Source organism: Kitasatospora sp. NPDC048715 (assembly GCF_043198905.1).
Taxonomy (GTDB): Bacteria; Actinomycetota; Actinomycetes; order Streptomycetales; family Streptomycetaceae; genus Kitasatospora; species Kitasatospora lactacystinica.
The window spans coordinates 248,126-272,236 of record NZ_JBICVH010000016.1 but is presented as its reverse complement, the minus strand read 5'-3'; the positions used below and the strand labels follow the sequence as shown (position 1 = coordinate 272,236).

At 71.2% G+C, this 24,111-nt stretch carries 18 protein-coding genes and 1 riboswitch; of the genes, 11 read left to right on the top strand and 7 right to left on the bottom strand.

Annotated elements, in window-relative coordinates:
- Positions 1-53: 53 nt before the first annotated feature.
- The 6 genes from ACGFSC_RS28770 to ACGFSC_RS28745 form a co-directional block, all read right to left on the bottom strand.
- Positions 54-1,139 (bottom strand): SIS domain-containing protein, encoded by a 1,086-nt coding sequence (locus ACGFSC_RS28770; protein WP_359904534.1) that lies wholly within the window; start codon positions 1,137-1,139, stop codon positions 54-56.
- A gap of 239 nt (positions 1,140-1,378) precedes the next feature.
- The gene (locus ACGFSC_RS28765) at positions 1,379-2,659 is read right to left on the bottom strand and encodes an extracellular solute-binding protein (RefSeq protein ID WP_359904537.1); all 1,281 of its coding nucleotides are present in this window, start codon (positions 2,657-2,659) and stop codon (positions 1,379-1,381) included.
- 456 nt (positions 2,660-3,115) lie between these two features.
- Positions 3,116-4,669 (bottom strand): glycoside hydrolase family 3 protein, encoded by a 1,554-nt coding sequence (locus ACGFSC_RS28760; protein WP_359904540.1) that lies wholly within the window; start codon positions 4,667-4,669, stop codon positions 3,116-3,118.
- Between the two features lie 6 nt (positions 4,670-4,675).
- The gene (locus ACGFSC_RS28755; RefSeq protein WP_359904543.1) at positions 4,676-5,506 is read right to left on the bottom strand and encodes a carbohydrate ABC transporter permease; all 831 of its coding nucleotides are present in this window, start codon (positions 5,504-5,506) and stop codon (positions 4,676-4,678) included.
- Positions 5,503-6,528 carry a carbohydrate ABC transporter permease gene (locus tag ACGFSC_RS28750; protein WP_380355817.1) on the bottom strand — a complete coding sequence of 342 codons (1,026 nt, stop codon included), beginning with the start codon at positions 6,526-6,528 and terminating at the stop codon, positions 5,503-5,505. The genes ACGFSC_RS28755 and ACGFSC_RS28750 overlap by 4 nt, the downstream gene beginning before the upstream one ends.
- A 91-nt stretch (positions 6,529-6,619) precedes the next feature.
- The gene (locus ACGFSC_RS28745) at positions 6,620-7,894 is read right to left on the bottom strand and encodes an extracellular solute-binding protein (RefSeq protein WP_359904549.1); all 1,275 of its coding nucleotides are present in this window, start codon (positions 7,892-7,894) and stop codon (positions 6,620-6,622) included.
- A 337-nt stretch (positions 7,895-8,231) separates the two neighbouring features.
- Here ACGFSC_RS28745 and ACGFSC_RS28740 point away from each other — a divergent pair, with 337 nt between their 5' ends.
- The 4 genes from ACGFSC_RS28740 (at position 8,232) to ACGFSC_RS28725 (ending at position 12,349) form a co-directional block, all read left to right on the top strand.
- Positions 8,232-9,023, top strand: a complete 792-nt coding sequence (locus tag ACGFSC_RS28740; RefSeq protein ID WP_355261095.1) for a GntR family transcriptional regulator — start codon at positions 8,232-8,234, stop codon at positions 9,021-9,023.
- Between the two features lie 398 nt (positions 9,024-9,421).
- Positions 9,422-9,685 (top strand): DUF3311 domain-containing protein, encoded by a 264-nt coding sequence (locus ACGFSC_RS28735; protein WP_359904550.1) that lies wholly within the window; start codon positions 9,422-9,424, stop codon positions 9,683-9,685.
- Complete coding sequence (gene mctP / locus ACGFSC_RS28730; protein WP_359904553.1) at positions 9,682-11,295, top strand: monocarboxylate uptake permease MctP; 1,614 nt, start codon at positions 9,682-9,684, stop codon at positions 11,293-11,295. The genes ACGFSC_RS28735 and mctP overlap by 4 nt, the downstream gene beginning before the upstream one ends.
- A gap of 154 nt (positions 11,296-11,449) precedes the next feature.
- The gene (locus ACGFSC_RS28725) at positions 11,450-12,349 is read left to right on the top strand and encodes a histidine phosphatase family protein (protein ID WP_359904556.1); all 900 of its coding nucleotides are present in this window, start codon (positions 11,450-11,452) and stop codon (positions 12,347-12,349) included.
- Between the two features lie 49 nt (positions 12,350-12,398).
- Here ACGFSC_RS28725 and ACGFSC_RS28720 read toward each other — a convergent pair whose 3' ends face one another.
- The gene (locus ACGFSC_RS28720) at positions 12,399-13,361 is read right to left on the bottom strand and encodes a helix-turn-helix domain-containing protein (protein ID WP_359904578.1); all 963 of its coding nucleotides are present in this window, start codon (positions 13,359-13,361) and stop codon (positions 12,399-12,401) included.
- A 420-nt stretch (positions 13,362-13,781) separates the two neighbouring features.
- On the opposite strand from ACGFSC_RS28720, the gene ACGFSC_RS28715 reads away from it, so the two are divergent.
- From ACGFSC_RS28715 to ACGFSC_RS28685, 7 genes are all read left to right on the top strand, one after another.
- Complete coding sequence (locus ACGFSC_RS28715; protein ID WP_359904558.1) at positions 13,782-14,276, top strand: N-acetyltransferase; 495 nt, start codon at positions 13,782-13,784, stop codon at positions 14,274-14,276.
- A gap of 74 nt (positions 14,277-14,350) precedes the next feature.
- Entirely contained in the window at positions 14,351-15,385 is a 1,035-nt protein-coding gene (locus ACGFSC_RS28710) for a DUF2510 domain-containing protein (RefSeq protein ID WP_359904561.1), read from the top strand.
- A 258-nt stretch (positions 15,386-15,643) separates the two neighbouring features.
- Positions 15,644-17,620, top strand: coding sequence for a glycosyltransferase family 2 protein (locus ACGFSC_RS28705; protein ID WP_359904564.1), 1,977 nt, complete (start codon positions 15,644-15,646; stop codon positions 17,618-17,620).
- A complete protein-coding gene (locus ACGFSC_RS28700; RefSeq protein WP_359904567.1) occupies positions 17,620-18,927 on the top strand; it encodes a glycosyl hydrolase in 1,308 nt (435 codons plus the stop codon). Before ACGFSC_RS28705 ends, ACGFSC_RS28700 begins: the two co-directional genes overlap by 1 nt.
- Positions 18,928-18,989: 62 nt before the next feature.
- On the top strand, positions 18,990-20,225 hold the full coding sequence (locus tag ACGFSC_RS28695; RefSeq protein ID WP_359904570.1) for a ricin-type beta-trefoil lectin domain protein: 1,236 nt from the start codon (positions 18,990-18,992) through the stop codon (positions 20,223-20,225).
- 65 nt (positions 20,226-20,290) lie between these two features.
- A riboswitch (cobalamin riboswitch) is annotated at positions 20,291-20,434 on the top strand.
- A 167-nt stretch (positions 20,435-20,601) separates the two neighbouring features.
- On the top strand, positions 20,602-23,037 hold the full coding sequence (locus ACGFSC_RS28690; protein WP_392864113.1) for a ribonucleoside-diphosphate reductase subunit alpha: 2,436 nt from the start codon (positions 20,602-20,604) through the stop codon (positions 23,035-23,037).
- On the top strand, positions 23,037-24,056 hold the full coding sequence (locus ACGFSC_RS28685) for a ribonucleotide-diphosphate reductase subunit beta (protein ID WP_359904573.1): 1,020 nt from the start codon (positions 23,037-23,039) through the stop codon (positions 24,054-24,056). Before ACGFSC_RS28690 ends, ACGFSC_RS28685 begins: the two co-directional genes overlap by 1 nt.
- Positions 24,057-24,111: the final 55 nt, after the last annotated feature.

Here is a 24,111-nt window from a genome sequence, read left to right as displayed (position 1 = left end):
TTCGGCCCCGGTCCACAGCCTGTGGACCGGGGCCGAATCGCGTCCGCGGGGGCCTACCTGGTCTCGGTGACCTTCGCCAGGGCGCGCGGGGCGTCCGGGTCCTGGCCGCGGGCGATGGTGATCTCGTAGGCCAGCAGCTGCAGCGGCAGGATCTCCAGGATCGGCTGCACCTCCTCCGGCACGCCGGCCGGCAGCGCGAAGCCCGCCGAGGCGGCCTCCACCTGCGCCTGCTGCCCGACCACCATCAGGTCCGCGCCGCGCCCGCGCAGCCGGTCCAGCACCGGCTGGAGGGCCTCGCCGCCCTTGCCGTCCGGGACGATCGCGATGACCGGCGAGACGTTGTCCACCATGGCCAGCGGGCCGTGCAGCAGGTCGGCGCCGGAGAACGGGGTGGCCGGGATGTAGGTGGTCTCCATCAGCTTGAGCGCCGCCTCGCGGGCGGTCGGGTAGCCGTAGCCGCGCGAGGTGATGACCAGGCGCTGGGCGAAGCGGTAGCGCTCGGCCAGCGCCTTCACCTCCGCCTTGCGGGCCAGCACCCCGGCGGCCAGGCCCGGCAGCTCCTCGGCGGCCGAGCCTCCCCCGGCCCTCGGCCGGGAGTGCCCCCATGCCTCCGCGAGGCCCTCGACCAGCAGGTAGAGCGCCAGCAGTTCGGCGGTGTAGGTCTTGGTGGCCGGCAGCGCCTTCTCCGGGCCGGCCAGCACGTCGATGTGGAACTCGGAGACCTCGGCCAGCGGCGAGGCGGCGTTGTTGGTCACCGCGAGCGTGATGGCTCCGGCCTCGCGGGCCGCCTTGGTGGAGGCCACCAGGTCGGGCGAGCCGCCGGACTGGCTGACGGTGACGACCAGGACGTCGGTGAGGTCCGGCTTGGCGCCGTACGCGGTGGTGGTGGACATCGAGGTCAGGCCGGCCGGCTTGCCGAGCAGGATCTCGATCAGGTACTTGGCGTACAGCGCGGCGTTGTCGGACGTGCCGCGCGCGGTGAGCAGGACGAAGCGCGGGTTGCGGGCGGCGATCTGCGCGGCGACCTCGCGGATCTTCGGGGCGCCCTCGTCGAGGATGCGCCGGAGGACGGCCGGCTGCTCGGCCATCTCCGCCGCCATGATCCGGCCGGGGACGGGAACGGTCTGCGGGTCGGACATCTGGGTCTGCCTCCGATGAGACGGTTCGACCCCGCTCGGGCGGCTGCCCGGCGGGGACCTCCACGGCGGCGAGTCCGCACACTCGCTGCGGTCCTTCGTGCGGCAATCCTACGGTCGCACCTGCCGCCGGGCACCTCCGTCCGCACGCCCGCGCGCACCCGGCGCGCCCCGGCGGCGCACGCCCGCGGCACGCGCCCGCACGGTCGGGAGGGGCGCGTGGCCGCGGGCGCGACGGAAGGTCAGGACGCCTTGTTGATCAGCTGGTCGATCGCGGCGTCGGCCTCCTTGGTGGCCTGGTCCACCGACTTGCCCTTGAGGATCGCGGTCAGCATGTCCGGGATGACCTTCTGCTTCTCGACCGCGGCCCAGCCGGGGGCCAGCGGGGTGAACCAGGCGTCCGGGACGGCGTTGGCCGCGGCGGCGGTGGTCGGCTTGTTCTTCAGCGGGTTCAGCTGGGTCAGGTTGTTCGGCAGGATGTCCTTGTCGGCCAGCGCCTGCTCGGACTTGGTGCTGGTGAACATCCGGATCCAGTCGGTCGCCAGCGCCACCTGCTGGGACTTGGCGGTGACGGCGAGGTCGGAGCCGCCGATGAAGGTCGGCAGCGGCTTGCCGTCGGGGCCGGGCATGGTGGCCACCTTGACGGCGTCCTTGAGGCTCGGGTCGCCGGTGACCGGGGCGGTGACGCTGGCCGCCTCGTAGCCGTTGCCGTAGAAGGACGCGGCGTGCCCGCGGGCCATCGACTCGAACTGGTTCTGCTCGTTCACCGTCAGGTCGCCCTTGTTGTACTTGCGCACCAGGTCGACGAAGTGGCTGACGCCCTGCTGGGACTTGGGGTCGTGCAGGGTGCCGTGCCAGTTGCCGGAGCTGTCGAACTTGGCGATGCTGCCGCCGTACGCGGCCACGTAGCTCATCGCGGCGTACCAGTACGGGCCGGGCAGGTAGAGCGGGGAGTAGGTCTTGTCGGCCTTGTTGCGGTCCGCGACCTTGTCCAGCGCGGCCAGCAGGTCCGCCTCGGTCTTCGGGAAGTCGGCGCTGCCGGTGGCCTGCTGGAAGGCGGCGGAGTTGTAGATGGCGACCCGGGAGCCGGCGTAGTAGGGCACGCACCAGAGCTTGTCCTGGTAGGTGCAGGTGTTGGCGAGCGCCTTGATCCAGCTGTCGGAGTTGTCGAAGGTGCTGCGGTCCACCGGGGCCAGCGCGCCGGAGAGCACGTACTTCATGGTCTCGGTGTTGCCCAGCTCGACCACGTCGGGGGCGTTGCCGTCGGCGATGGCCTTGTCGAGCTTGCCCACCTTGTCGGCCCAGCCCTGGTACACGAGCTTGAGGCTGACGTTCGGGTACCTCGCCGCGAACTCGTCGTTGACCCGCTGGACCAGGTCCGGCCAGTTCTTCTGGGCGTCGTCCATCAGCCAGACGGTGACGGTGCCGCCGGCGGCCTTCGGGTCCGCGGAGCCGCCCGCGCCGCTGTCGCCCGCCGGCTTCGCGGTCGAGGAACAGGCCGTCAGACCGACTGCCAGTGCCATGGTCCCGAGCGTCGAGATGAGCTGACGCTTCTTCACGCCGTCCTCCGAGGGTTGTAGAGCCGTCTTGCCCGCCGGCAGCGTGATTGGCGCCCGCGGCGGAGAGTCCGGACAGGGGGCGGCGAAGAGCTTCGGGGTGGGCCGATACCACATCCGGCGAGGTTGAATCTCGAACCGGATGTCTGGACTCTGGCCTAGACCATAGGTGGTGTCAACGACCAAAAGCCCTCCTTGGGACGGCCGTTGCAGAGCTGTTGTACCGCGTGGCCGCCAGTTGTCGTTCCGTCACCCTAAGTGGGCCTTAAGGCGGATTTAAGGCCCACTTGAGGGAACACGGTCACTCGACGAACCCGCAGGTCAACGCCGGGGAAACGGAACGGGCCCGCCATGCGACATGCGCATGACGGGCCCGTTGGCCGACGCCCACCGGACACGGCCGGTGACGTCTCGTCGAACGGTTCAGCCGATCGCTCCCGGCTGCCCGGTGAGGACCTCCACGGCCGCCAGTCCGCAGACCCGGGCGGCGCCGTGGGTGGCGATGTGGAGCGCCCCGACCGGCTCGGACTGGGGCAGGCCCATCTCGACCACGGCGGCGTCCGGCCGGGCCGCCACCAGACGGCCCAGCGCGGCGGCCATCCACCCGTGCCGGTGCGCGTCGCGGACCACCAGCACCAGGCGGCGGCCCTCGGCGGCGGCCAGCACCTCGTCGACCAGCGCGTCCAGCAGCTCCGGCGCGGCGTCGGCCGCCGACACCTCGCGGGTGCGGGTGCCGGGGAAGCGGTCGGCCAGCATGCCCGCCACACCCCACGGGGTGACGTCGCCGACGGCGATGTTCGGCTCGTCCGAGAACGAGGCCACGTACGGGCGCTCGCTCACCGGCGGCACGGTCAGGCCCGGCGCCCGGACCACCCTGAGCGCCCGGCGCGCGGCCCGCAGACCGACCGCCAGGTCCGGCTCGACCCGCTCGCCCTGGGCCGCGATCCGGCCCCAGCTGCCCAGCGCCCGCACCCGCGCGGCCGCGTCCGCCAGCCGCTCCTCGGCGAGCCGGCCGGAGCGCACGCCCGCCACGATGGCGTCGCGCAGCATCAGCACGGTCTCCTCGTCGGCGAGCCCGCCGCCGACGCAGATCGCGTCCGCGCCGGCCGCCAGGGCCAGCACGGTGCCCTCGCCCATCCCGAAGGTGTCGGCGATGGCGCCCATCTCGATCGCGTCGCTGACGATCAGGCCCTGGTAGCCGAGGCCGCCGTCGGCCGGGGCCGCGCGCAGCAGGTCGCGCAGCACGGCCGGGCTCAGGGTGGCGGGCAGCTTCGGGTCCAGCGCCGGGATCATGATGTGGGCGGTCATCACGGCCTTGGTGCCGGCCGCGATCGCCGCCTGGAACGGGATCAGGTCACGGGCCCGCAGCACGTCCAGGTCGACGTCGATGACGGGCAGCCCGTGGTGCGAGTCCACCGCGGTGTCGCCGTGGCCGGGGAAGTGCTTGGAGCAGGCGGCCACGCCGGCCGACTGCAGGCCCTCCACCCAGGCGGCGGTGTGCCGGGCGCACAGCTCGGGGTCGGCGCCGAAGGAGCGGACCCCGATGACCGGGTTGCGCGGGTTGGAGTTGACGTCCGCGGTGGGCGCCCAGTTGTAGTTGACGCCGGCCGCGGCCAGCGCCCGGCCCAGCTCGCGGGCGACGTCCCGGGTCAGCGCCGGGTCGTCGATCGCGCCGAGCGCGAGGTTGCCGGGCCAGGACGAGCCGGAGCCCGCCTCCAGCCGGGTGACGTCGCCGCTCTCCTCGTCGATCGCGATCAGCAGGTCGGGGTTCTCGGCGCGCAGCGCACCGGTGAGCGCGGACAGCTGGTCGAGGTCGACCACGTTGCGGTCGAACAGCGCGACCGAGCCGAGGCCCGCGGCGAGGTGGCGGCGCAGCCACTCCGGCGGCTCGGTGCCGACAAAGCCGGGCTGGAGGACGGTCAGGGCGTCACGGTGCAGCTGGTCGCTGTCCGGCACGGTGGGAACGAGGATGCTCACGTTGACTCAGCCCTTCACTGCGCCGTCGGTCAGTCCGTTGACCGCCTTGCGCTGCAGGAAGATGAACAGGATCAGGATCGGCACGGCGAAGAGGGTGGACGCGGCCATGGTCGCGCCCCAGTCGGTGCCGAACGCGGTCTGGAACGAGGAGAGCCAGACCGGGAGGGTCTGCGCCGTCTCGTTCTTGTTCAACATGTTGACCAGCGGGAACTCGTTCCACGCGGTGATGAAGCCGAACAGCGAGGTCGACATCAGGCCGGGGGCGAGCAGCGGGAAGATCACCTTCACGAAGGCCTGGGTGCGGGTGCAGCCGTCCACCATGGCCGACTCCTCCAGCTCCTTGGGCACGGCGGCGATGAAGCCGCGCAGCGTCCAGATCGTGAAGGGCAGCACCATCATCAGGTAGAAGGCGGTCAGCGGCACCAGGCTGTTGAGCATCTCGCTGTCGCGGACGATCAGGTAGGCCGCGATGATCATGACCTCCCAGGGCGCCATCTGGGCGGCCATCACGACCAGGACGAAGCCCTTGCGGCCGCGGAAGCGCATCCGGGCGATCGCGAAGGCGGCCAGGGTGGCGATCACCAGCGAGCCGAGCACCGCGCCGACGGTGACGATCAGGCTGTTGCTGACGTACGTCCAGAAGTTCGGGACGTGCACGGCCCGGTCGAAGTGCTCGAACGTGCCGTTCAGCGGCAGGAAGACGGGGTCCCGGCTGACGATGTCCTTGTTCTGCTTGAACGCGGTCGAGAACATCCAGTAGACGGGGAAGATGAAGAAGACGAAGAGGACGACCGCGATCAGGTTCGGCCAGGTGCGTCCGATGAGCGAGCGCCTCACAGCTCGTCCTCCTGCTTGAGAATGATGCGGAAGTAGTAGGCCATCAGCGCGCCCAGCATCACGATGGTGAGCACCGCGATCGCGGAGCCGACGCCGAAGTGCTGCGACCCGATGCCTTCGAGGAAGGCGTGCACCGGCAGGGTGCGGGTCAGGCCGTCCGGTCCGCCCTTGTTGATCAGGTAGACCTGGGTGAAGGCCTTGAACACCCAGATGACCTCCAGGAAGGTCGTGGCCAGGAGGAAGGGCTTCATGATCGGGTAGATCACCGAGGTCCAGATCTTGCCCGAGCCGGCGCCGTCCATCCGGGCGGCCTCGTAGAGCTCCTTGGGGATCGTGGTCAGGCCCGCGTACATGTTGAACGCCACGAACGGGACCGACTGCCACACGATCAGCAGGATGATCACGAAGAAGGTGGAGTACTGGCCGCTGGTCCAGTTGAAGTGGGCCATGGCGTGCCAGCCCAGCTTGTCCAGGAACCAGTTGACGACACCGAAGTTCTGGTCGAAGAGCCAGGTGTAGACGGTGGTCGCGGCGACCACCGGCATCGCCCAGGCCAGCAGCAGGCCGACCGAGAGCAGCAGCCGCATCCGCTTGCCGAGGGTGTTGAGCAGCAGGCCGACCAGCGTGCCGAACACCATGATCAGCACGACGTTGACCAGCGTGAAGACCACCGTGCGCAGGGTGATCGACCAGAACTCCGAACTACCCAGCTGATCGGTGTAGTTGGAGAAGCCCGTCCACTCGGTCAGGTGCTGGATGAACTGCCGCCTGTTGAGGTTCTGGGCCGAGACCACCACCGTCTCGATCAGCGGCCAGACCAGCAGGACGAGGGTCGCCGCGATGGCCGGCAGCAGCAGTAGGTAGGGGGCGAACCTGGAGGCCGCACTGGGCCCGTCCGACGGTCTGCCGCTCCTCCTCGGGGTGCGCTCGGCACCGGGGGTGGTGGACTTGTCTGTCGACGCCACCACGGAATTCGTTGGTTCCGGGGACTGTGTCTGCACCCGTTCCGACTGCGCAGCCATCGTTCTCTCTTCCTTGCAAACCCGACCACGACGGAAGGCGTCGCTCACCGACCCCCCGCCGGGAGCCGGTGAGCGACGCCGCTCGACTGCCTTACTGCTTCTGGTTGAGACGCTTCGCGATCTCGTCGTCGGCCTTCTTGGCCGCGGCGGCGTAGTCGCCGTTCAGCGCCGAGGTCAGGAAGTCCTTGATCGGGTTCGGCTCGTTCTCGACGTTGGTCCAGGTCGGAACGTTCGGGGTGGTCGCACCGTTGAGCGAGGCCGGCAGGGCGGCCTTGGCGAAGTCGCCGGTGACCTTGCTGTTGAGCGCGACCTTGTTCGGGATGAGACCCGAGGAGGCGATCAGGCCCTCGTTCTTGTCGTTCATGGCGATCTTCAGGAAGCCCTTGGCGAGCTCCGGGTTCTTGCTCTGCTGGGCGATCGCCAGGTTCGAGCCGCCGAGGAAGACGCTGGAGGGCTTGTCCGCGGTCGCGCCGGGGAGCGGGAAGTAGCCGATCTTGTCGGCGGCCAGCTCCTCGGGCTTCGGGACCTCCCAGCCGAGACCGATGATGGTGCCGATGTCACCCTTGGCGAAGACGTCCTTCTGCTGCGGGGTGGCCTCGTCCTTGTCCTTCGGCGCGGTGGTCGAGTGGCTCTGCAGCTTCTTGTAGGTCTCGAAGGCCTTCTGGGCCTCGGGGCTCGACAGGCCGCCGACCCACTTGTCGCCGTCCTTCTTGGCGAGCTTGCCGCCCTCGCTGGTCAGCAGGCCGAAGTAGGCGTACCACTCCTGGCCGGGCATGTAGAGGGCGTCGGTGACGCCCGGGACGGCCTTGACCTTGTCCAGGTCGGTGTAGAACTCGTCCAGGGTCTTCGGCGGGGTGGTGATGCCGGCCTTGGTCCAGATGTCCTTGTTGTAGGTCACCACGCGGTTGGTGAAGTACCACGGGGCGGCGTACTGCTTGCCGTCGATGATCGAGGACTCGTTCAGGTTGGCGGCCCAGTCGGCGCCACCCAGGTCGGCCTTGTCCTTGGTGATGTCGAGCAGACCACCGGTGGCCGCGTAACCCGCGGTCTGGGTGTTGCCGATCTCCAGGACGTCCACCGAACCCTCGGAGAGGGCGGCGGTGACCTTCTGGCCGATGCCGTTCCACTTCTGGGTCTGGATGTCGAGCTTGGCACCCGGGTAGGCGGCGGCGAAGTCGGCCTTGACGCTGTCCTCCCAGCCCTTGGGGGCCGAGCCGTCCATCAGCCACACGGTCAGGGTCTTGCCGTCGTAGTTCTTGGCCGCCGCGGACGAGCCGCCCTCGGTCTTCTTGCCGTCCGAGCTGCAAGCCGCCAGGCCGACGACCATTGCTGCGACGCCGACCGCCGCGATGAGCTGACGCTTCACGCCATCCTCCTGAGGGATGCCTGGGTTGCCCCCGTCGGGCGGCAGCGGCAGACCCACACAAAGCGGGGGGAAAGGTGCCGCGGACCCCATCGAACGGGTGGGGGGATTCATAGTTACCGGCCTAGTGGTGTAGACCAGCTGCCTGGAGCTTGGCCTAGACCAATGGGCCTGTCAACGGCTGTTCGACCGATCTCGACCACCCGTTATCAAGCCGACACCGCACATCGTTCATCGCGTGATGAGGTATTCGTTCCGTAGCCATACATGCAACGATGTGAGCCGTTAACGATGTGGCGGGGTCGCTGAAGGCCTCGCGAGAAGCGGGAGAACAGGTCCGATGAGCAGCGACGGGGGATCCACCGCCCAGGTCAACGACCCCGAGGTGAACAACCTCCCGACGCAGGCCGGCACCGACCCGACCGCGCGCGTCCCCAAGTACTACGGCCTGAAGCGGCACCTGCTGCAGCTCACCGAGACCCAGCCCGCCGGCACCCCGGTGCCGCCCGAGCGCGCGCTGGCCGCCCAGTTCGACACCTCGCGCACCACCGTGCGCCAGGCCCTCCAGGAGCTGGTCGTCGAGGGCCGGCTGGAGCGCATCCAGGGCAAGGGCACCTTCGTCGCCAAGCCCAAGGTCGCCCAGGCCCTCCAGCTCACCTCCTACACCGAGGACATGCGGGCGCAGGGCCTGGAGCCCGCCTCCCGGCTGATCGAGATCGGCTACATCACCGCCGACGACCGGCTCGCCCCGCTGCTCGACATCAAGCCCGGCGGCCGGGTGCTGCGGATCGAGCGCCTGCGGCTGGCCAACGGCGACCCGATGGCCATCGAGGTCGCCCACCTGTCCGCCAAGCGCTTCCCGGCCCTGCGCCGCAACCTGGCCAAGCACAACTCGCTGTACGCGGCGCTGCGCGAGGTGTACGGGGTCACCGTGGCCGAGGCCGAGGAGACCATCGAGACCACCCTGGCCAACCCCCGCGAGGCCGGCCTGCTCGGCTCCGACCTCGGCCTGCCGATGCTCCAGCTGTCCCGGCACTCCTTCGACGCCGAGGGCGATCCGGTGGAGTGGGTCCGCTCGATCTACCGCGGCGACCGCTACAAGTTCATCACCCGGCTGAAGCGTCCGGAGTAGCCGGAGCGTCCGGGCCGACGGCAGCGCCCGGAGCAGCCGCACTCCCCCGCCGCACCTCGGGCGCCGGCGCGCAGGACCCGCGCGCCGGCGCCTTTCGCGTTCCGCACCGCATGTACGGTGACGGCGCCTCACGTCCCGCCGCGGCAGCGCGTTTCCGTCGTCCGGCGGTGAACAACCGGTCGGTTGCGTCCGACTGGCGGGAAGTTCCGTCAATTCCGGTGACATGGATCACCCCATGCTCTAGATTGCGCAGCCGTACTGACCTGACTGCCGATCACCGATGGTGCTGCTCGGCGGGCCCGTGCGGCGCTCGGCGCCGACCGGGCTGCGGCGCCGACGGGGAACCCTCCGGAGCGGAGCCGAAGATGCCGTCTGATCCCCTCACCCTCGAAGATGTCATGCCCGAGCCAGCCGGGAGGCCCGTCCCGGCCGTGACGCCCGAGCGGGTGCTGGCCGGCCTCGCCCTGCTGGTGCCGATCGTCGCGATGCTCTGGGTGTCCTCGTACGACAAGAGCGAACCGGCGGTGGCCGGGGTGCCCTTCTTCTACTGGTACCAGCTGCTCTGGGTGCCGGTGTCGGCCGTGTTCACGGTCGCCGCCTACCTGCTGATCACCCGGGACGAGAAGGCCCGCAAGGCGGCCCGGACGGGCGGTGCGCGATGAAGGACGTCAACGTGCCGGCCCTCGTGGTCTTCGTGCTGTTCTTCGCCCTGGTCACCGTGATGGGCTTCCTCGCCTCGCGCTGGCGCCGCGCGGACAACGCCGCGCACCTGGACGAGTGGGGCCTGGGCGGGCGCAGCTTCGGGACCTGGGTGACCTGGTTCCTGCTCGGCGGCGACCTCTACACCGCGTACACCTTCGTCGCCGTCCCCGCGGCGGTGTACGCCACCGGCGCGGCGGGCTTCTTCGCGGTGCCGTACACGATCGTCGCCTACCCGCTGGTCTTCCTCTTCCTGCCCCGGCTCTGGTCGGTCTCCCGGGTGCACGGCTACGTGACCCCGGCCGACTTCGTGCGCGGCCGGTACGGCTCGCGGCCGCTGTCGCTGGTCGTCGCGCTGACCGGGATCCTGGCCACCATGCCGTACATCGCCCTGCAACTCGTCGGCATCCAGGCCGTGCTGGACGTGCTGGGGGTCGGCGGCGGGGAGAACGCCAACTGGTTCGTCAAGGACCTGCCGCTGTTCATCGCCTTCGGCGTGCTGGCCGCCTACACCTACTCCTCCGGCCTGCGCGCCCCGGCGCTGATCGCCTTCGTCAAGGACGCCCTCGTCTACATCGTGATCATCGTCGCGGTGATCTACATCCCGATCCGGCTCGGCGGCTACGGGCACATCTTCGACGCCGCCGCGCACAAGTTCAGCGCGCCGGGCGCCAAGGGGTCGCTGACCGTCCCGCACGGCAGCCAGTGGACGTACGCCACGCTGGCCCTCGGCTCGGCGATGGCGCTGTTCATGTACCCGCACTCGGTCACCGGCGTGCTGGCCTCCAAGTCCCGCAGCACCGTGCGCCGCAACATGGCGATCATGCCCGCGTACTCGCTGATGCTGGGCCTGCTGGCGCTGCTCGGGTTCATGGCGATCGCGGCGGGCGTGGGCAAGGGCGTCAAGGGCTACAACGCCCAGCTCTCGGTGCCGCAGCTGTTCGCGGACATGTTCCCGGACTGGTTCACCGGCGTGGCCTTCGCCGCGATCGGCATCGGCGCGCTGGTGCCGGCCGCCATCATGTCCATCGCGGCGGCCAACCTGTTCACCCGCAACGTCTACAAGGACTGGCTCAAGCCCTCCGCCACCCCCGCCGACGAGACCCGGATCGCCAAGCTGGTCTCGCTGCTGGTGAAGGTCGGCGCCCTGGCCTTCGTGCTCGGCATGGACAAGCAGGCCGCGATCAACCTCCAGCTGCTGGGCGGCCTGTGGATCCTGCAGACCTTCGTGGCGATCGTCGGCGGCCTGTTCACCCGCTGGTTCCACCACTGGGCGCTGTTCGCCGGCTGGGCGGCCGGCATGGTGTACGGCACCTGGAAGGCGTACGGGATCGCCAGCCCGGCCACCAAGCACTTCGGCGGCAGCGCGGCCGGGATCCCCGGCATCGGCGAGATCGGCTACATCGGCCTGACCGCCTTCGCGCTCAACCTGATCGTCGCGGTGGCGCTCACCCTGGTGCTGCGGGCGGTCAAGGCGCCGGAGCTCCCGGACGAGACCAGGCCGTCCGACTACAGCGCCGAAGCCGGTGACGAAGAGCTGAAGAACGCGCCGGAGCCTGTAGCGGCGCACTGATTCGCGCGGTACGCGCCCTGTGATCGCGCCGCCTTCTCCGTGAACACTGGAGAAGGCGGCGCGATCATATGTATGAACAGGCGTGCACGCCGGGCACCACCAGACCGGACCGGCATCCGGCCGGAACCTGATCGACCACGGGGAGCTCGCGGCCATGGCAGAACTCGGCACCACCCTCAACGGCCAGCACCAGTCCACCCAGAGCCAGCACCACCACGCCACCACCCAGGGCCAGCACGGCGCCACCCAGGGTCAGCGCGGTGCCGCCCACGGCCAGCACCCCGGCGGGCAGGGGCAGCACCCCGGCGGCCACGAACAGCACGGCAGCACCCACCGCCCGGCCGCCGCCGGCCGGCTGCCGTCCCTGCTGATCGCCACCCGGCACGGGGAGTCCACCGCCAACGTCGAGTTCCAGCTGGCCGAGGCCGCCGGAGCGCTCAGCGTCCCGATCAGCTGCCGCGACGCCGACATCCCGCTGTCGCTGCACGGCCGGCAGCAGGCCCAGGCGCTCGGCCACTGGTGGGCCGCCCTGCCCAGCGCGGACCGCCCGCGCAGCGTCTGGTGCTCCCCGTACGTGCGCACCGCCGAGACCGCCCGGATCGCGCTCGCCCAGGCCGCCGGGCTCGGCGCCGTCCCGGTCACCCTGGCCGTCCGGTACGACGAACGGCTGCGCGACCGGGAGCTCGGCATCCTGGAGATGCTGCCGAAGGCCGCGATCGAGGCCAAGCACCCGGAGGAGGCGGCCCGGCGGCGCAAGATGGGCGAGCTGTACTACCGCCCGCCGGGCGGCGAGTCCTGGGCCGACGTCGCGCTGCGGGTGCGCAGCCTGCTGCGGGACCTCTGCGAGGAGGAGGCCGGGCGGCCCGTCCTGGTGGTCGCGCACGACTGCACGGTGCTGATGCTCCGCTACGCGCTGGACCGGCTCACCGAGGAGCAGCTCACCGCGCTCGGACCGGTGCACAACTGCTCCACCAGCCTGTGGCGGGCCCAGGACGGGCGGCTGCGGCCGGACGGCTGGAACGGGGTCGGGCACCTGGTGCCCGGCGGGGACTGACACCCCCTCGGCCCGCCCGGGAGTCCCCTCGGCCCGCCCGGGAGTCCCCTCAGCCCGCCCGGGGCTCCGGCTCGGCGAAGCAGCGCCGGTAGGCCAGCGGCGTGGTGCCCAGCCGGCGGCCGAAGTGGTGCCGCAGGGCGGCCGCGTTGCCGAAGCCGCAGCGGGCGGCGATCGCGTCCACCGGCTCGGTGGTGGACTCCAGCAGCCGCTGGGCGAGCAGCACCCGCTGGCCGACCAGCCAGCGGTGCGGGGTGGTGCCGGTCTCCTGCTGGAAGCGGCGGGCGAAGGTGCGCGGCGACATGTGCGCCCGGGCGGCCAGCTGCTCGACGGTGGCCTCCTCGGCCAGGTGGTGGCGCATCCAGTCCAGCAGCGGGGCCAGCGAGGCGTCGGCGGCCTCGGGCAGCGGGCGGTTCACGAACTGGGCCTGCCCGCCCTCCCGGTGCGGGGCCACCACCATCCGGCGGGCGATCTCCCGGGCCACCTCGGCACCCTGCACCTTGCGCACCAGGTGCAGGCAGGCGTCGATGCCGGCCGCCGTCCCGGCGGAGGTGATCACCGGGTCGTCGTCGACGTACAGCACGTCCGGCTCGACCGCGGTCAGCGGGAAGCGCTCGGCCAGCGCCGCGCTGTGCCGCCAGTGCGTGGCGGCGCGACGGCCGTCCAGCAGCCCGGCGGCGCCCAGCACGAAGGCGCCGCTGCAGATGGACAGCACCCGGCCGCCGCCCTCGACCACCCCGCGCAGCGCCGCCAGCAGCGGCTCCGGGTAGTCGCGGCGGATGCTCGCCGCGGTGACCACGGCGAGGTCCGCCCCGGCGAGGCGCTCCGGGCCGTACGGCACGTCCACCGCGAAGCCGGAGTGGGTGGCGTGCGGCCCCGGACGGGCCCCGGCGATCGCGAAGTCGTAGCCCGGCAGCCCGTCGGCGGTGCGGTCCAGGCCGAACACCTCGCAGGCCACGCCCAGTTCGAAGGGGTGGACCTCCTCCAGCACCACCGCGACCACGTTCTTCAGCATGCCCACCAGGATGCCCCCGGTGCCCGCCCCGGCGGAAGGAACCGGATGGCAGGATTTCGAGGTGATCGGTCGTTCCTGCCACTCGTGGCCGCGGTGCCGCCCGGCCACAGTGGTGCCCATGGACAGCGACACCCTCATCGGCGCACTCGCCATGACCGCGGCCGTCGGCGGTTTCGGCCTGCTCGGCCTCCTGATCGGCCGCGAGACCTCCAGCGGCCCGGCGGCCGGCCGCGACAACTACCACCGCCCGGGCGGCTACCCGGCCGACCAGGCCCGGCCCGAGCGGCTGTACGGCACCGCCGGCCCGTCCGTCGCCCGGTCCGCCGCCGCGCCCGCCGAACCGTTCACCGAACCGTCCGCCGACCCGATCGGTTCGACCCCGGAGGACCGCCCCGCACCGGCCTCCGGCACACTGGCCCGATGGACTTCCTCATCCGCCAGGCCCTCCCCGAGGACCTCACCGACGCCGGCCGGATCACCGTCGAGGCCTTCGTCGGCGACGGCTTCACCAACCCCACGAGCACCTACGTCGAGCTGCTGCGCGACGCCGGGCGACGGGCCCTGGAGGCCGAACTCCTGGTCGCCGTCGACGCGGCCGGAGCCGGGGTCCTCGGCTGCGTGACCTTCGCCGTCGGCGGCACCGAGTGGGCGGACATCGCCTCCCCCCGGGAGGGCGAGATACGGATGCTGGCCACCGCCGGCGCCGCCCGGGGCCGGGGCGTCGGCGAGGCCCTGGTCCGCGCCTCCGTCGCCCGCAGCCGCGACCTCGGCCTGGCCGGCATGGCCTTCTCCACCCGCCCGGAGATGACCACCGCCCACCGCCTCTACGAGCGGGTCGGCTTCCGCCGCACCCCCGAGCGCGACTGGGCCCCGTACCCGGGGATGGACCTGATGGTCTACACGATGGCGTTCTGACCCGGCATCGACTGCCGCACGCACTTGGTGACTTGAAATGACCATCCGATCGGCTCGCTGCTAGTATCCGCCGCATGACGACGGGGAGTGTGCCCAGCGGCTGGTACGAGGACCCTTCCGGGCAGGCCAACACGCTGCGCTGGTGGGACGGTTCGACCTGGACCGACAAGGTTCAGGCCAAGCCGGGCGGTGGCACGCCCGCGAACCCGTTCCCCGGCCATACCGCCCAGAGCGCCGCCGCGCCGACGGCCGCCGCCCCGGTGCCGGCCGCGCCGACGCCGCCTTCCGTGCCGACCCAGCCCGTCGCACCGGCGGCGCAGGCCGCGCCCGCCGTTCCGGGTCCCAGGCCGATTCCCACCTCGGTGGTGTTCGAGACCGTCGAGCCGGACCGCACCAAGCGCCGGGTGCTCCTGGCCGTCGGCGCCGTGGTGCTGTCGGTGGCCATGGCGGGAGCCGGCTACGTGGTCGGTCACAAGACCGCCAAGCCCGGCTCGGCGAAGGCCGATCCGACCGCGTCCCCGACGGTCGCCGCCGACCCCAAGAGCCCGAACGGCTTCATGGGCACCGCCCTGACCGGCGGCCAGCAGCTGCCCGGCGGCCGGCAGATCGTCGGCCAGGACTCGAAGATGAACTTCATGCTGCCGCAGGACTGGCAGGTCCAGGTCGACGCCAAGGCGCCGAACGAGGTCCGCTACGCGGTCAGCCCGTACGCCTGCGTGGGCCACGGCAGCGGAGCCTGCACCCGCGGCCTGGTCGTCCAGAACCTCCGGGTGTTCAACGGCGGTTGGTCCGATCCGAAGTCGCTGGTGCTCGGCATGGGCCAGCTGCTCTACAACACCCGCTACGGCGCCGACGCGCCGGCGCCGCCGGAGCCGGTCAAGCAGTCGGCCGTCAAGATCCAGGGCATGGACGGCTACCTCGCGCTGTGGCACGTCCCGATGTCCAGCGCCTCCTCCACGCCGGACAGCTACTGCGGCGTCCTCCAGGTCACCCCGGCGGCCGGGGCCACCACCGTCCCCGTGCTCCAGATCTGCCTCGACCAGGCGGCGGAGGCTCCCCCGCTGGCACTGATGGACCAGATCGCGAACTCCGTCAAGATCACACCCTGACGCTCGCCCCACCCGCGGGCCCGCCCTCCCGCGGAGCCCGCGGGCGCTGACGCGCCCGGCCCCGGCCCCGGCCCCGGGCTGAGATCGCTCGACCACGGCCCGTATGCTGACCGATTGAACGACTATCAGCGAGGCCCCTGAGGGGCGCCGACACGCCGTTGCCGCCGAACGGCGGCCGGGTGTCCGGCGCCGGTGGGCGGTGACAGAGCAGGGAACCAGCGCTTCGGTACGACGGAGCGGCTGTACGGGGGTTGACTGGTGGATTCCACCGACGAACGGGCGGCGAAGCGGAGCAGCCGGGTGCGCGGACGCCACGGACGCGTCCTGCCCCGGTCCCGGCACGAACGGCGCATCGTCCGCCGGGACGTGCGCAACAGCGCGGCCCAACGGGCCTACGTCGCATGCGCCGAGACCGTCGGCCCGCTGACCCCCGGTGAGGACGGCGCCGCCGTTCGCTACCGCTCGGTCTCCTCGCGCGGCGTCACGTTCGTCACGACCCTCCTGGTGACCGTCAACGCGCTCGCCGGCCTCGCCTTCGTCGGCTGGCTGCTCCTTCCCGAACACATTCCCGGCTCCGGAGTGGGCTGGTCCCCGGACTGGCGGATCAACCTCGCCAGAATCTGCTTCTGTGCAGTTATCACGGTGGAAGTCATCCGCTTGGTTCAGAACCTCGCGGTCTGGGTCTTCGCGTTCCGTGCCAAGGACCCGGTGCCGGTCACCCCGCCGCCCGGTCTGCGGGTCGCGGTGCTCACCACGATCGTGCCCTCCAAGGAGCCGATCGAGATCGTCGAGCGCACCCTCGCGGCGATGCTGCGGATCGAGTACGACGGTCAGGTCGACGTCTGGATCCTCGACGAGGGCGACGACGACCGCGTCAAGAAGATGGCCGCCCGACTCGGCGTCAACCACTTCAGCCGCAAGGGGCGCCCGGAGTACAACCAGGCCGAGGGCGAGTTCCGCGCCAAGACCAAGTCCGGCAACCACAACTCCTGGCGCGCCGAGCACGAGCACGGCTACGACGTGGTGGCCCAGATGGACCCGGACCACGTCCCGCTGCCCTGCTTCCTGGAGCGCACCCTCGGCTACTTCCGCGACCCCGACGTCGCCTTCGTGGTCGCCCCCCAGGTGTACGGCAACATGTACGACAACTGGGTCGCCCACGGCGCCTCCGTGCAGCAGTACCTGTTCTCCGGTCTGGTCGAGCGCGGCGGCAACGGCATGGACGCCCCGCTGCTGATCGGCACCAACCACCTGTACCGGCCCAGCGCCTGGCAGCAGATCGGCGGCTACCAGGACTCGATCATCGAGGACCACCTCACCAGCATGCGGGTCCAGGCCTCCGTCAATCCGGGGACCGGCCAGCGCTGGAAGGGCGTCTACACCCCCGACGTCCTCGCCGTCGGCGAGGGCCCGACCTCCTGGACCGACTACTTCAACCAGCAGAAGCGCTGGGCCTACGGCATCTGGGAGATCCTGCTCAAGAGCCGGCTGCGCTCGGGCATCAAGCTGCGGCTCCGCCAGCGCGTGCTCTACGGCCTGGTCCAGTTCTACTACCCGAGCGTGGCGCTCACCACCGTCCTCGGCAGTCTCGCCACCTCCGTCTACCTGGCCCTCGGCATCACCTCCATCCACCTCAACAGCACCCACTGGATGGCCCTGTGGGGCGCCAGCATGGGCAGCTGGCTCGTGCTGTGGCTGTGGCTGCGCCGGTTCAACCTGGCCGCGCACGAGCGGCGCGAGATCGGCATGGCCGGCATGGGCCTCGCCCTGTTCGCCGGCCCGGTCTACGTGGCCGCCGCGATCGCGGCGCTGCTGCGCCGCCCGCTCGCCTACGCCGTCACCGCCAAGGGCGACCTGCGCAGCGCCGAGTCGCTGTCGACGTTCCGGCTGCACCTGCTGTGGGCGGCGGTCGCGGGCGGACTGCTCGGCGCGAGCTTCACGCTGCACCACGACATCTGGATCCTGCGCTTCTGGGCCGGGGTCAGCCTGTTCACCGGCCTCGCGCCGCTGGCGATCTCCTTCGTCGGCGCCCGCCGCGAGGCGCGGGCCCAGCGGGCCGTCGCCGCCAGGGCCGCCGACACCGCCGAGGAACTCGTGACCGCGTCCCTGCCCGTCCAACGGACCGAACCGCCGCACGCCGGGGAGACCGCCCCGACGGCCGTGGAGGAGGACGGCTTCGAGGAAGGACCGGAGCCCGCCCGGGTCGGCGGCCGGCCCGAGCGGGGGGCCCGCTGATGCTGCGGATCACCGTCCCCCGGATCGCCGCCCTGCTCGCCCTGGTGCTGATGGTCGGGTACACCTTCGTGCTCGCGCCCCGGCTCTCCCGCAACCACGACCAGGACCCGTACAGCTTCGCCGGTGCGGCCCCCACGGCGATGCCGGGCTGGCTGACCAGCGCCCTGGCCGCGTCGCCGTCCCCGTCCGCCACCCCCACCACGCCGGGCGCGACCGCCGCCCCGCCGCCCCCGCCGCCGCAGTTCCCGCCGGCCGGCGGCGCCTTCACCGGCATCATGACCAAGCCCGGCCCGTACGACCTCGGCCCGCTCGACGAGTTCACCGCCGCCGTCAAGCACCAGCCGAGCGTGCTGGAGTTCTCGGTCGGCTGGTGGGACCGGAAGTTCGACCGCCGGGTGTTCGACACCGTCGCCGAGCGCGGCATCATGCCGATGGTCGCCTGGGAGCCCTGGGACTACCGCAAGGAGGCGAAGGAGGACAAGCTCCGCGGCGAGCAGCCGGAGTACGCCCTCTCGAACATCATCGACGGCAGGTTCGACGACTACATCAGGACCTGGGCCGAGGGCGTCAAGGGCCTCGGCTACCCCATCGCCCTGCGCTTCGCCCACGAGATGAACGGCTACTGGTACCCCTGGACCGAGCAGGCGAACGGCAACCGGAAGGGCCAGTACGTCCAGGCGTGGCAGCACGTCCACGACATCTTCAAGCAGGTCGGCGCCACCCGGGTCACCTGGGTGTGGAGCCCCAACGTCGACTACGAGAACGCCACCAGCCTGAACACCCTCTACCCGGGCGAGGACTACGTCGACTGGGTCGGCCTGTCCGGCTACTACGGCACCACCGGCGTCGAGAAGTACAAGTCGTTCGACCAGATCTTCCAGCCGACCATCGAGCAGATCCGGGCGTTCACGAAGAAGCCCGTGGTGATCACCGAGACCGGGGCCACCGACACCTCGGGGCTGAAGGCGCAGTGGATCACCGAGATGTTCGCGCAGCTCCCCCAGCACCCCGACATCATCGGCGTGATCTGGTACGAGTCGCGCAAGGAGGTCGACTGGCGGGTCGCCGCGTCCGGCGCCGCGTCCGAGGCGTTCGCGGCCGGGGTCTCCGCGCCCCGCTACAACACGCCCTGGACCATCCGCTCCCTGCCGGCCCTGACCGCCGCGCCGCCGGCCCCCGCGCCCGCCCCGACGCCCGATCCCCCGACCACTCCGAGCCCGACGGCCGGCTCCAGCACGAAGCCCCCCGCCAAGAAGCCGACCTCCCCCGCGACCCGGCCCCGGTCGAGCTCCACCCCCGCCGGGTGAGCGCGCCGCCGAGCCGGCCCTCGTACCGGCCGACAACACCGCAGCAGGGAGGCGAGAACCCCATGACCACCACCCCCGCCGTACCCGGAACCGGGCGCGCGACCCGGCGCTCGTGGTGGTGGCTCGCGCCGACCATCGTGATCGCGCTGATCCTGTGCGCCGTGCTGCTCCCCCGGGACCGCAGGCAGCCCGACCAGGCCGCCCCCGCGGTCGCCCCGCTGCCGGCCGCCACCGCCGGCGAGATCTGCTCCACCGCGGAGAACCGCTACCCCGCCCAGGCCGTCGACTCCGGCCGCTACCTGATCAACCCGAACGAGTGGAACGCCACCGGGGGCCTCTGCATCAGCGGCACCGACGGCGGAAGCGGCTTCCGGGTGACCCGCAGCGGCATCGGCCCCGCCAGCCTGACCGACCCGGACCGCGGCCCCGGCGCGTACCCGCACATCAGCACCCAGCTCCAGCCCGGCACCGGCCCGCTGCCCATCGCGGTCGACAAGTTGCGCTACGCCACCAGCAGCTGGCGGACCACGCAGATCGACAGCGGCGTCTACAACGCCTCGTACGACGTCTGGTACAGCAACAGCCGGACCAGCTGCTCCTTCACCGAGAGCGCCGAGCTGATGATCTGGCTGCGCGGGAACGGCAAGACCCCGTTCGGCCGGCAGGCCGGCGAGCTCCAGGTCGGCGGCGCCTCCTACCGGGTGTACGAGGCGCCGAAGAAGAGCAGCCACACCCTGATCACCTACGAGATGGCCACCAGCGCGACCTCCGTCACCGACCTGGACCTGCGGGCCTTCACCCGCGACGCCGTCCAGCGCGGCTACGTCCCGGCGGGCTCGTACCTGTGCGCCGTCCAGGCCGGTTTCGAGATCTGGGACGGGGGCGCCGGGCTCAGCAGCGACTCGTTCTCGTTCCAGGCCGCCGCCGGGCAGCCCAGCGGCGCGATCACCTCGGCCCTGCCCGGTCTCTGCCTGGACAGCCGGGTGGCGGGCGATCCGGCCGCGATCGGCGCCGGCACCTGCGACGGCTCGCCCGCGCAGGCGTGGACGATGGGGGACGACGGCTCGGTGGGGCAGAGCGGGCGCTGCGTCGAGGATCCGGGCCTCGGTTTCCCCGTCCTCACGGACTGCACCTCGCGTCCCGACCAGCGCTGGCGGGTGACCCCGACGGGGCAGCTCGCGAACCAGGGCACCGGGCGCTGCGTCGAGAATCCGGGCGCCGCCGCGAGCGGGACCGCCCAGGTCCGGATGCGCCCGTGCGAGGCCCGCACAGGCCAGGAATGGCACCCTCCAGCCTGAGCAGTTTATCGCACACACAGTCGAACAACTGTACTTCGCGACACAACATGTGGGGCTGCATCGGACTCACGGCACTAGATGTATGCTCGTCCCTGCTGTCGATGCAGGGGAACCCGGTGCGAATCCGGGACTGCCCCGCAGCGGTGAGCGGGCGGCTCCACGAGCCCTCCCCGCGAGTCCGAATACCTGCCGACGGCGTGCCACGGGCCCTCCCGCAGAGGCCGGCAGCACGAGCAGTTTCCTTCCGGGCCTCGCGGGCGGGCCGGGGATGCCACCGTCGCGCGGACGCCGCTTGCGCCCGCGTGCGTGCTCCCCTGCCCCGATCGGCCCGGTACCCCCGATCACCGCCGCCCGATCGCCGCCAGGAGAGAGCGCCTTGACCATCGCCGCCTCAGCCACCCTGCCCACCCAGGGCACCGGCACCGCCTTCACCGACCCGACGGTCTCCGACCCCGGCGGCGCCCTGTTGCGGCTGCTCACCGACCGCAGCACCGACCTCACCGAGGTCGACCCCGGCCATGTCGCCGCCGCCGCGCTGCGCGGCCGCCACGCCGGCTCGGACTTCGCCGAGCTGCGCGGCCTGGCCGTGGACGCCGCCGCGTCGATGATCGCCGAGGACCCCCAGTACTCGAAGCTCGCCGCCCGCCTGCTCGCCCTGGAGATCGTCGACGAGGCGAACAGCCAGGGCTCGGTGTCCTTCTCCGCCTCGATCGCCGTCGGCCACGCCGAGGGCCTGATCGGCGACACCACCGCCGCCTTCGTCACCAAGCACGCGGCCGCCCTGGACGCGCTCGTCGACACCAAGGGCGACGACCGCTTCGAGTACTTCGGCCTGCGCACGGTGCAGTCCCGCTACCTGCTGCGCCACCCGATCACCCGCAAGGTGATCGAGACCCCGCAGCACTTCCTGCTCCGCGTCGCCTGTGGCCTGGCGGTCGGCGACAGCGAGCAGTCCGTGCGCGAGGTGGCCGAGCTGTACGGCCTGATGAGCCGCCTGGAGTACCTGACCTCCTCGCCGACGCTCTTCAACTCCGGCACCCGCCACCCGCAGATGTCGAGCTGCTACCTGCTCGACTCGCCGCTGGACAACCTGGACTCGATCTACAACCGCTACGCGCAGATCGCCCGCCTGTCCAAGCACGCCGGCGGCATCGGCCTGTCGTACTCGCGCATCCGCTCGCGCGGCAGCCTGATCCGCGGCACCAACGGCAAGTCCAACGGCATCGTGCCGTTCCTGCGCACCCTCGACTCCTCGGTCGCCGCCGTCAACCAGGGCGGCCGCCGCAAGGGCGCGGCCTGCGTCTACCTGGAGACCTGGCACGCCGACATCGAGGAGTTCCTGGAGCTCCGCGACAACACCGGCGAAGAGGCCCGCCGCACCCACAACCTCAACCTGGCGCACTGGATCCCGGACGAGTTCATGCGCCGGGTCAACGCCAACCAGGACTGGTCGCTGTTCTCCCCGGCCGACGTGCCCGAGCTGGTCGACCTGTGGGGCGAGGAGTTCGACGAGGCGTACCGCAAGGCCGAGCTGGCCGGCAAGGCCGTGCGCACCATCCCGGCGCAGACCCTGTACGCCCGCATGATGCGCACCCTCGCGCAGACCGGCAACGGCTGGATGACCTTCAAGGACGCCTCCAACCGCGCCGCCAACCAGACCGCGCTGCCCGGCCGCACGGTGCACTCCTCCAACCTGTGCACCGAGATCCTGGAGGTCACGGACGACTCCGAGACCGCCGTCTGCAACCTGGGCTCGGTCAACCTGGGCGCCCACGTCGCCCCGGGCGCCTCGGCCGCCGACCTGATCGGCGCCATGGACTGGGAGCGCCTCGACGCCACCGTCCGTACGGCCGTGACGTTCCTCGACCGCGTGGTGGACATCAACTTCTACCCGACCACCGAGGCCGGGACGTCCAACTCCCGCTGGCGGCCGGTCGGCCTCGGCGTGATGGGCCTCCAGGACGTCTTCTTCCAGCTGCGGATCGACTTCGACTCCGCCGAGGCGAAGGTCCTCTCCACCCTCATCGCCGAGCGCATCATGCTCACCGCGTACGAGCGCTCCGCCGACCTGGCCGAGCAGCTCGGCCGCCACGAGGCGTACGGCGAGACCCGCGCCGCCCGCGGCGAACTGCACATCGACCACTTCCCGACGGCCGCCCCGCAGTGGGCCGACCGCTGGACGGCGCTGCGCGCCCGGATCGCCGAGACCGGCCTGCGCAACTCGCTGCTGCTGGCCATCGCGCCGACCGCGACCATCGCGTCCATCGCCGGCGTGTACGAGTGCATCGAGCCGCAGGTGTCCAACCTGTTCAAGCGCGAGACGCTGTCCGGCGAGTTCCTCCAGGTCAACCCGTACCTGGTGCGCGAGCTCAAGGAGCTCGGCGTCTGGGACCAGCAGACCCGCGACGCCCTGCGCGACGCCAACGGCTCCGTCCAGGAGCTGAACTGGCTTCCCGCCGAGGTGCGTTCGCTGTACCGGACGGCCTGGGAGCTGCCGCAGCGCGCGCTGATCGACCTGGCCGCGGCGCGGATGCCGTACCTGGACCAGAGCCAGTCCCTGAACCTGTTCATGGCGGCGCCGACCATCGGCAAGCTCAGCTCGATGTACGCCTACGCGTGGAAGGTCGGTCTGAAGACCACCTACTACCTGCGCTCGCGCCCGGCCACCCGCATCGCCCAGGCCGCGTCCGGTGCCGCCCGCGCCGCCGCGCCGGCGCCCGTGCCCGTGAACACCCCGACCCTCACCCCGGAGCAGGAAGCCGCCCTCGCCTGCTCCCTGGAGAACCCCGAGTCCTGCGAGGCCTGCCAGTAATGTCCCAGTCCGAAGACCGCAAGATGCTGCTCGACCCCGGCTTCGAGCTGACCCTGCGCCCGATGCGCTACCCGTCGTTCTACGACCGGTACCGGGACGCGATCAAGAACACCTGGACCGTCGAGGAGGTGGACCTGCACTCCGACGTCGCCGACCTGGCGAAGCTCAGCGAGGGCGAGCGCCACCTGATCGGCCGGCTGGTCGCGTTCTTCGCGACGGGCGACTCGATCGTCTCCAACAACGTGGTGCTGAGCCTCTACAAGCACATCAACTCGCCCGAGGCGCGGCTGTACCTCTCGCGGCAGCTGTTCGAAGAGGCCGTGCACGTCCAGTTCTACCTGACGCTGCTCGACACCTACCTGCCCGACCCGGAGGACCGCAACGCGGCCTTCGCGGCGGTGGAGAACATCCCCTCCATCCGCCAGAAGGCGCAGTTCTGCTTCAAGTACATGAACGCGGTCGACCACATCGACTCGCTGCAGACGAAGGAGGACAGGCGGGCGTTCCTGCTCAACCTGATCTGCTTCGCGGCATGCGTCGAGGGGCTGTTCTTCTACGGCGCGTTCGCCTACGTGTACTGGTTCCGGAGCCGTGGCCTGCTGCACGGCCTGGCGACCGGTACGAACTGGGTGTTCCGCGACGAGTCCATGCACATGGACTTCGCGATGTCGGTGGTCGACACCGTCCGCGAGGAGGAGCCCGACCTCTTCGACGACGAGATGGCCAAGCAGGTCACGGAGATGCTGGAAGAGGCCGTCGAGGCCGAGCTCCAGTTCGCCCAGGACCTGTGCGGCGACGGCCTGGCCGGCATGAACACCGCCTCGATGCGCGAGTACCTGGAGGCCGTGGCGGATCAGCGCCTCGCGCGCCTCGGCCTGCCGATCCGGTACGGCTCCACGAACCCGTTCGGCTTCATGGAGCTCCAGAACGTCCAGGAGCTGACCAACTTCTTCGAGCGCCGCGTGTCGGCGTACCAGGTCGCCGTCGAGGGCACCGTCGCCTTCGACGACGACTTCTAGGAAGAACAGAACGAACGACAGAGGTGCCCCGCACGGCCACAGCCGTGCGGGGCAC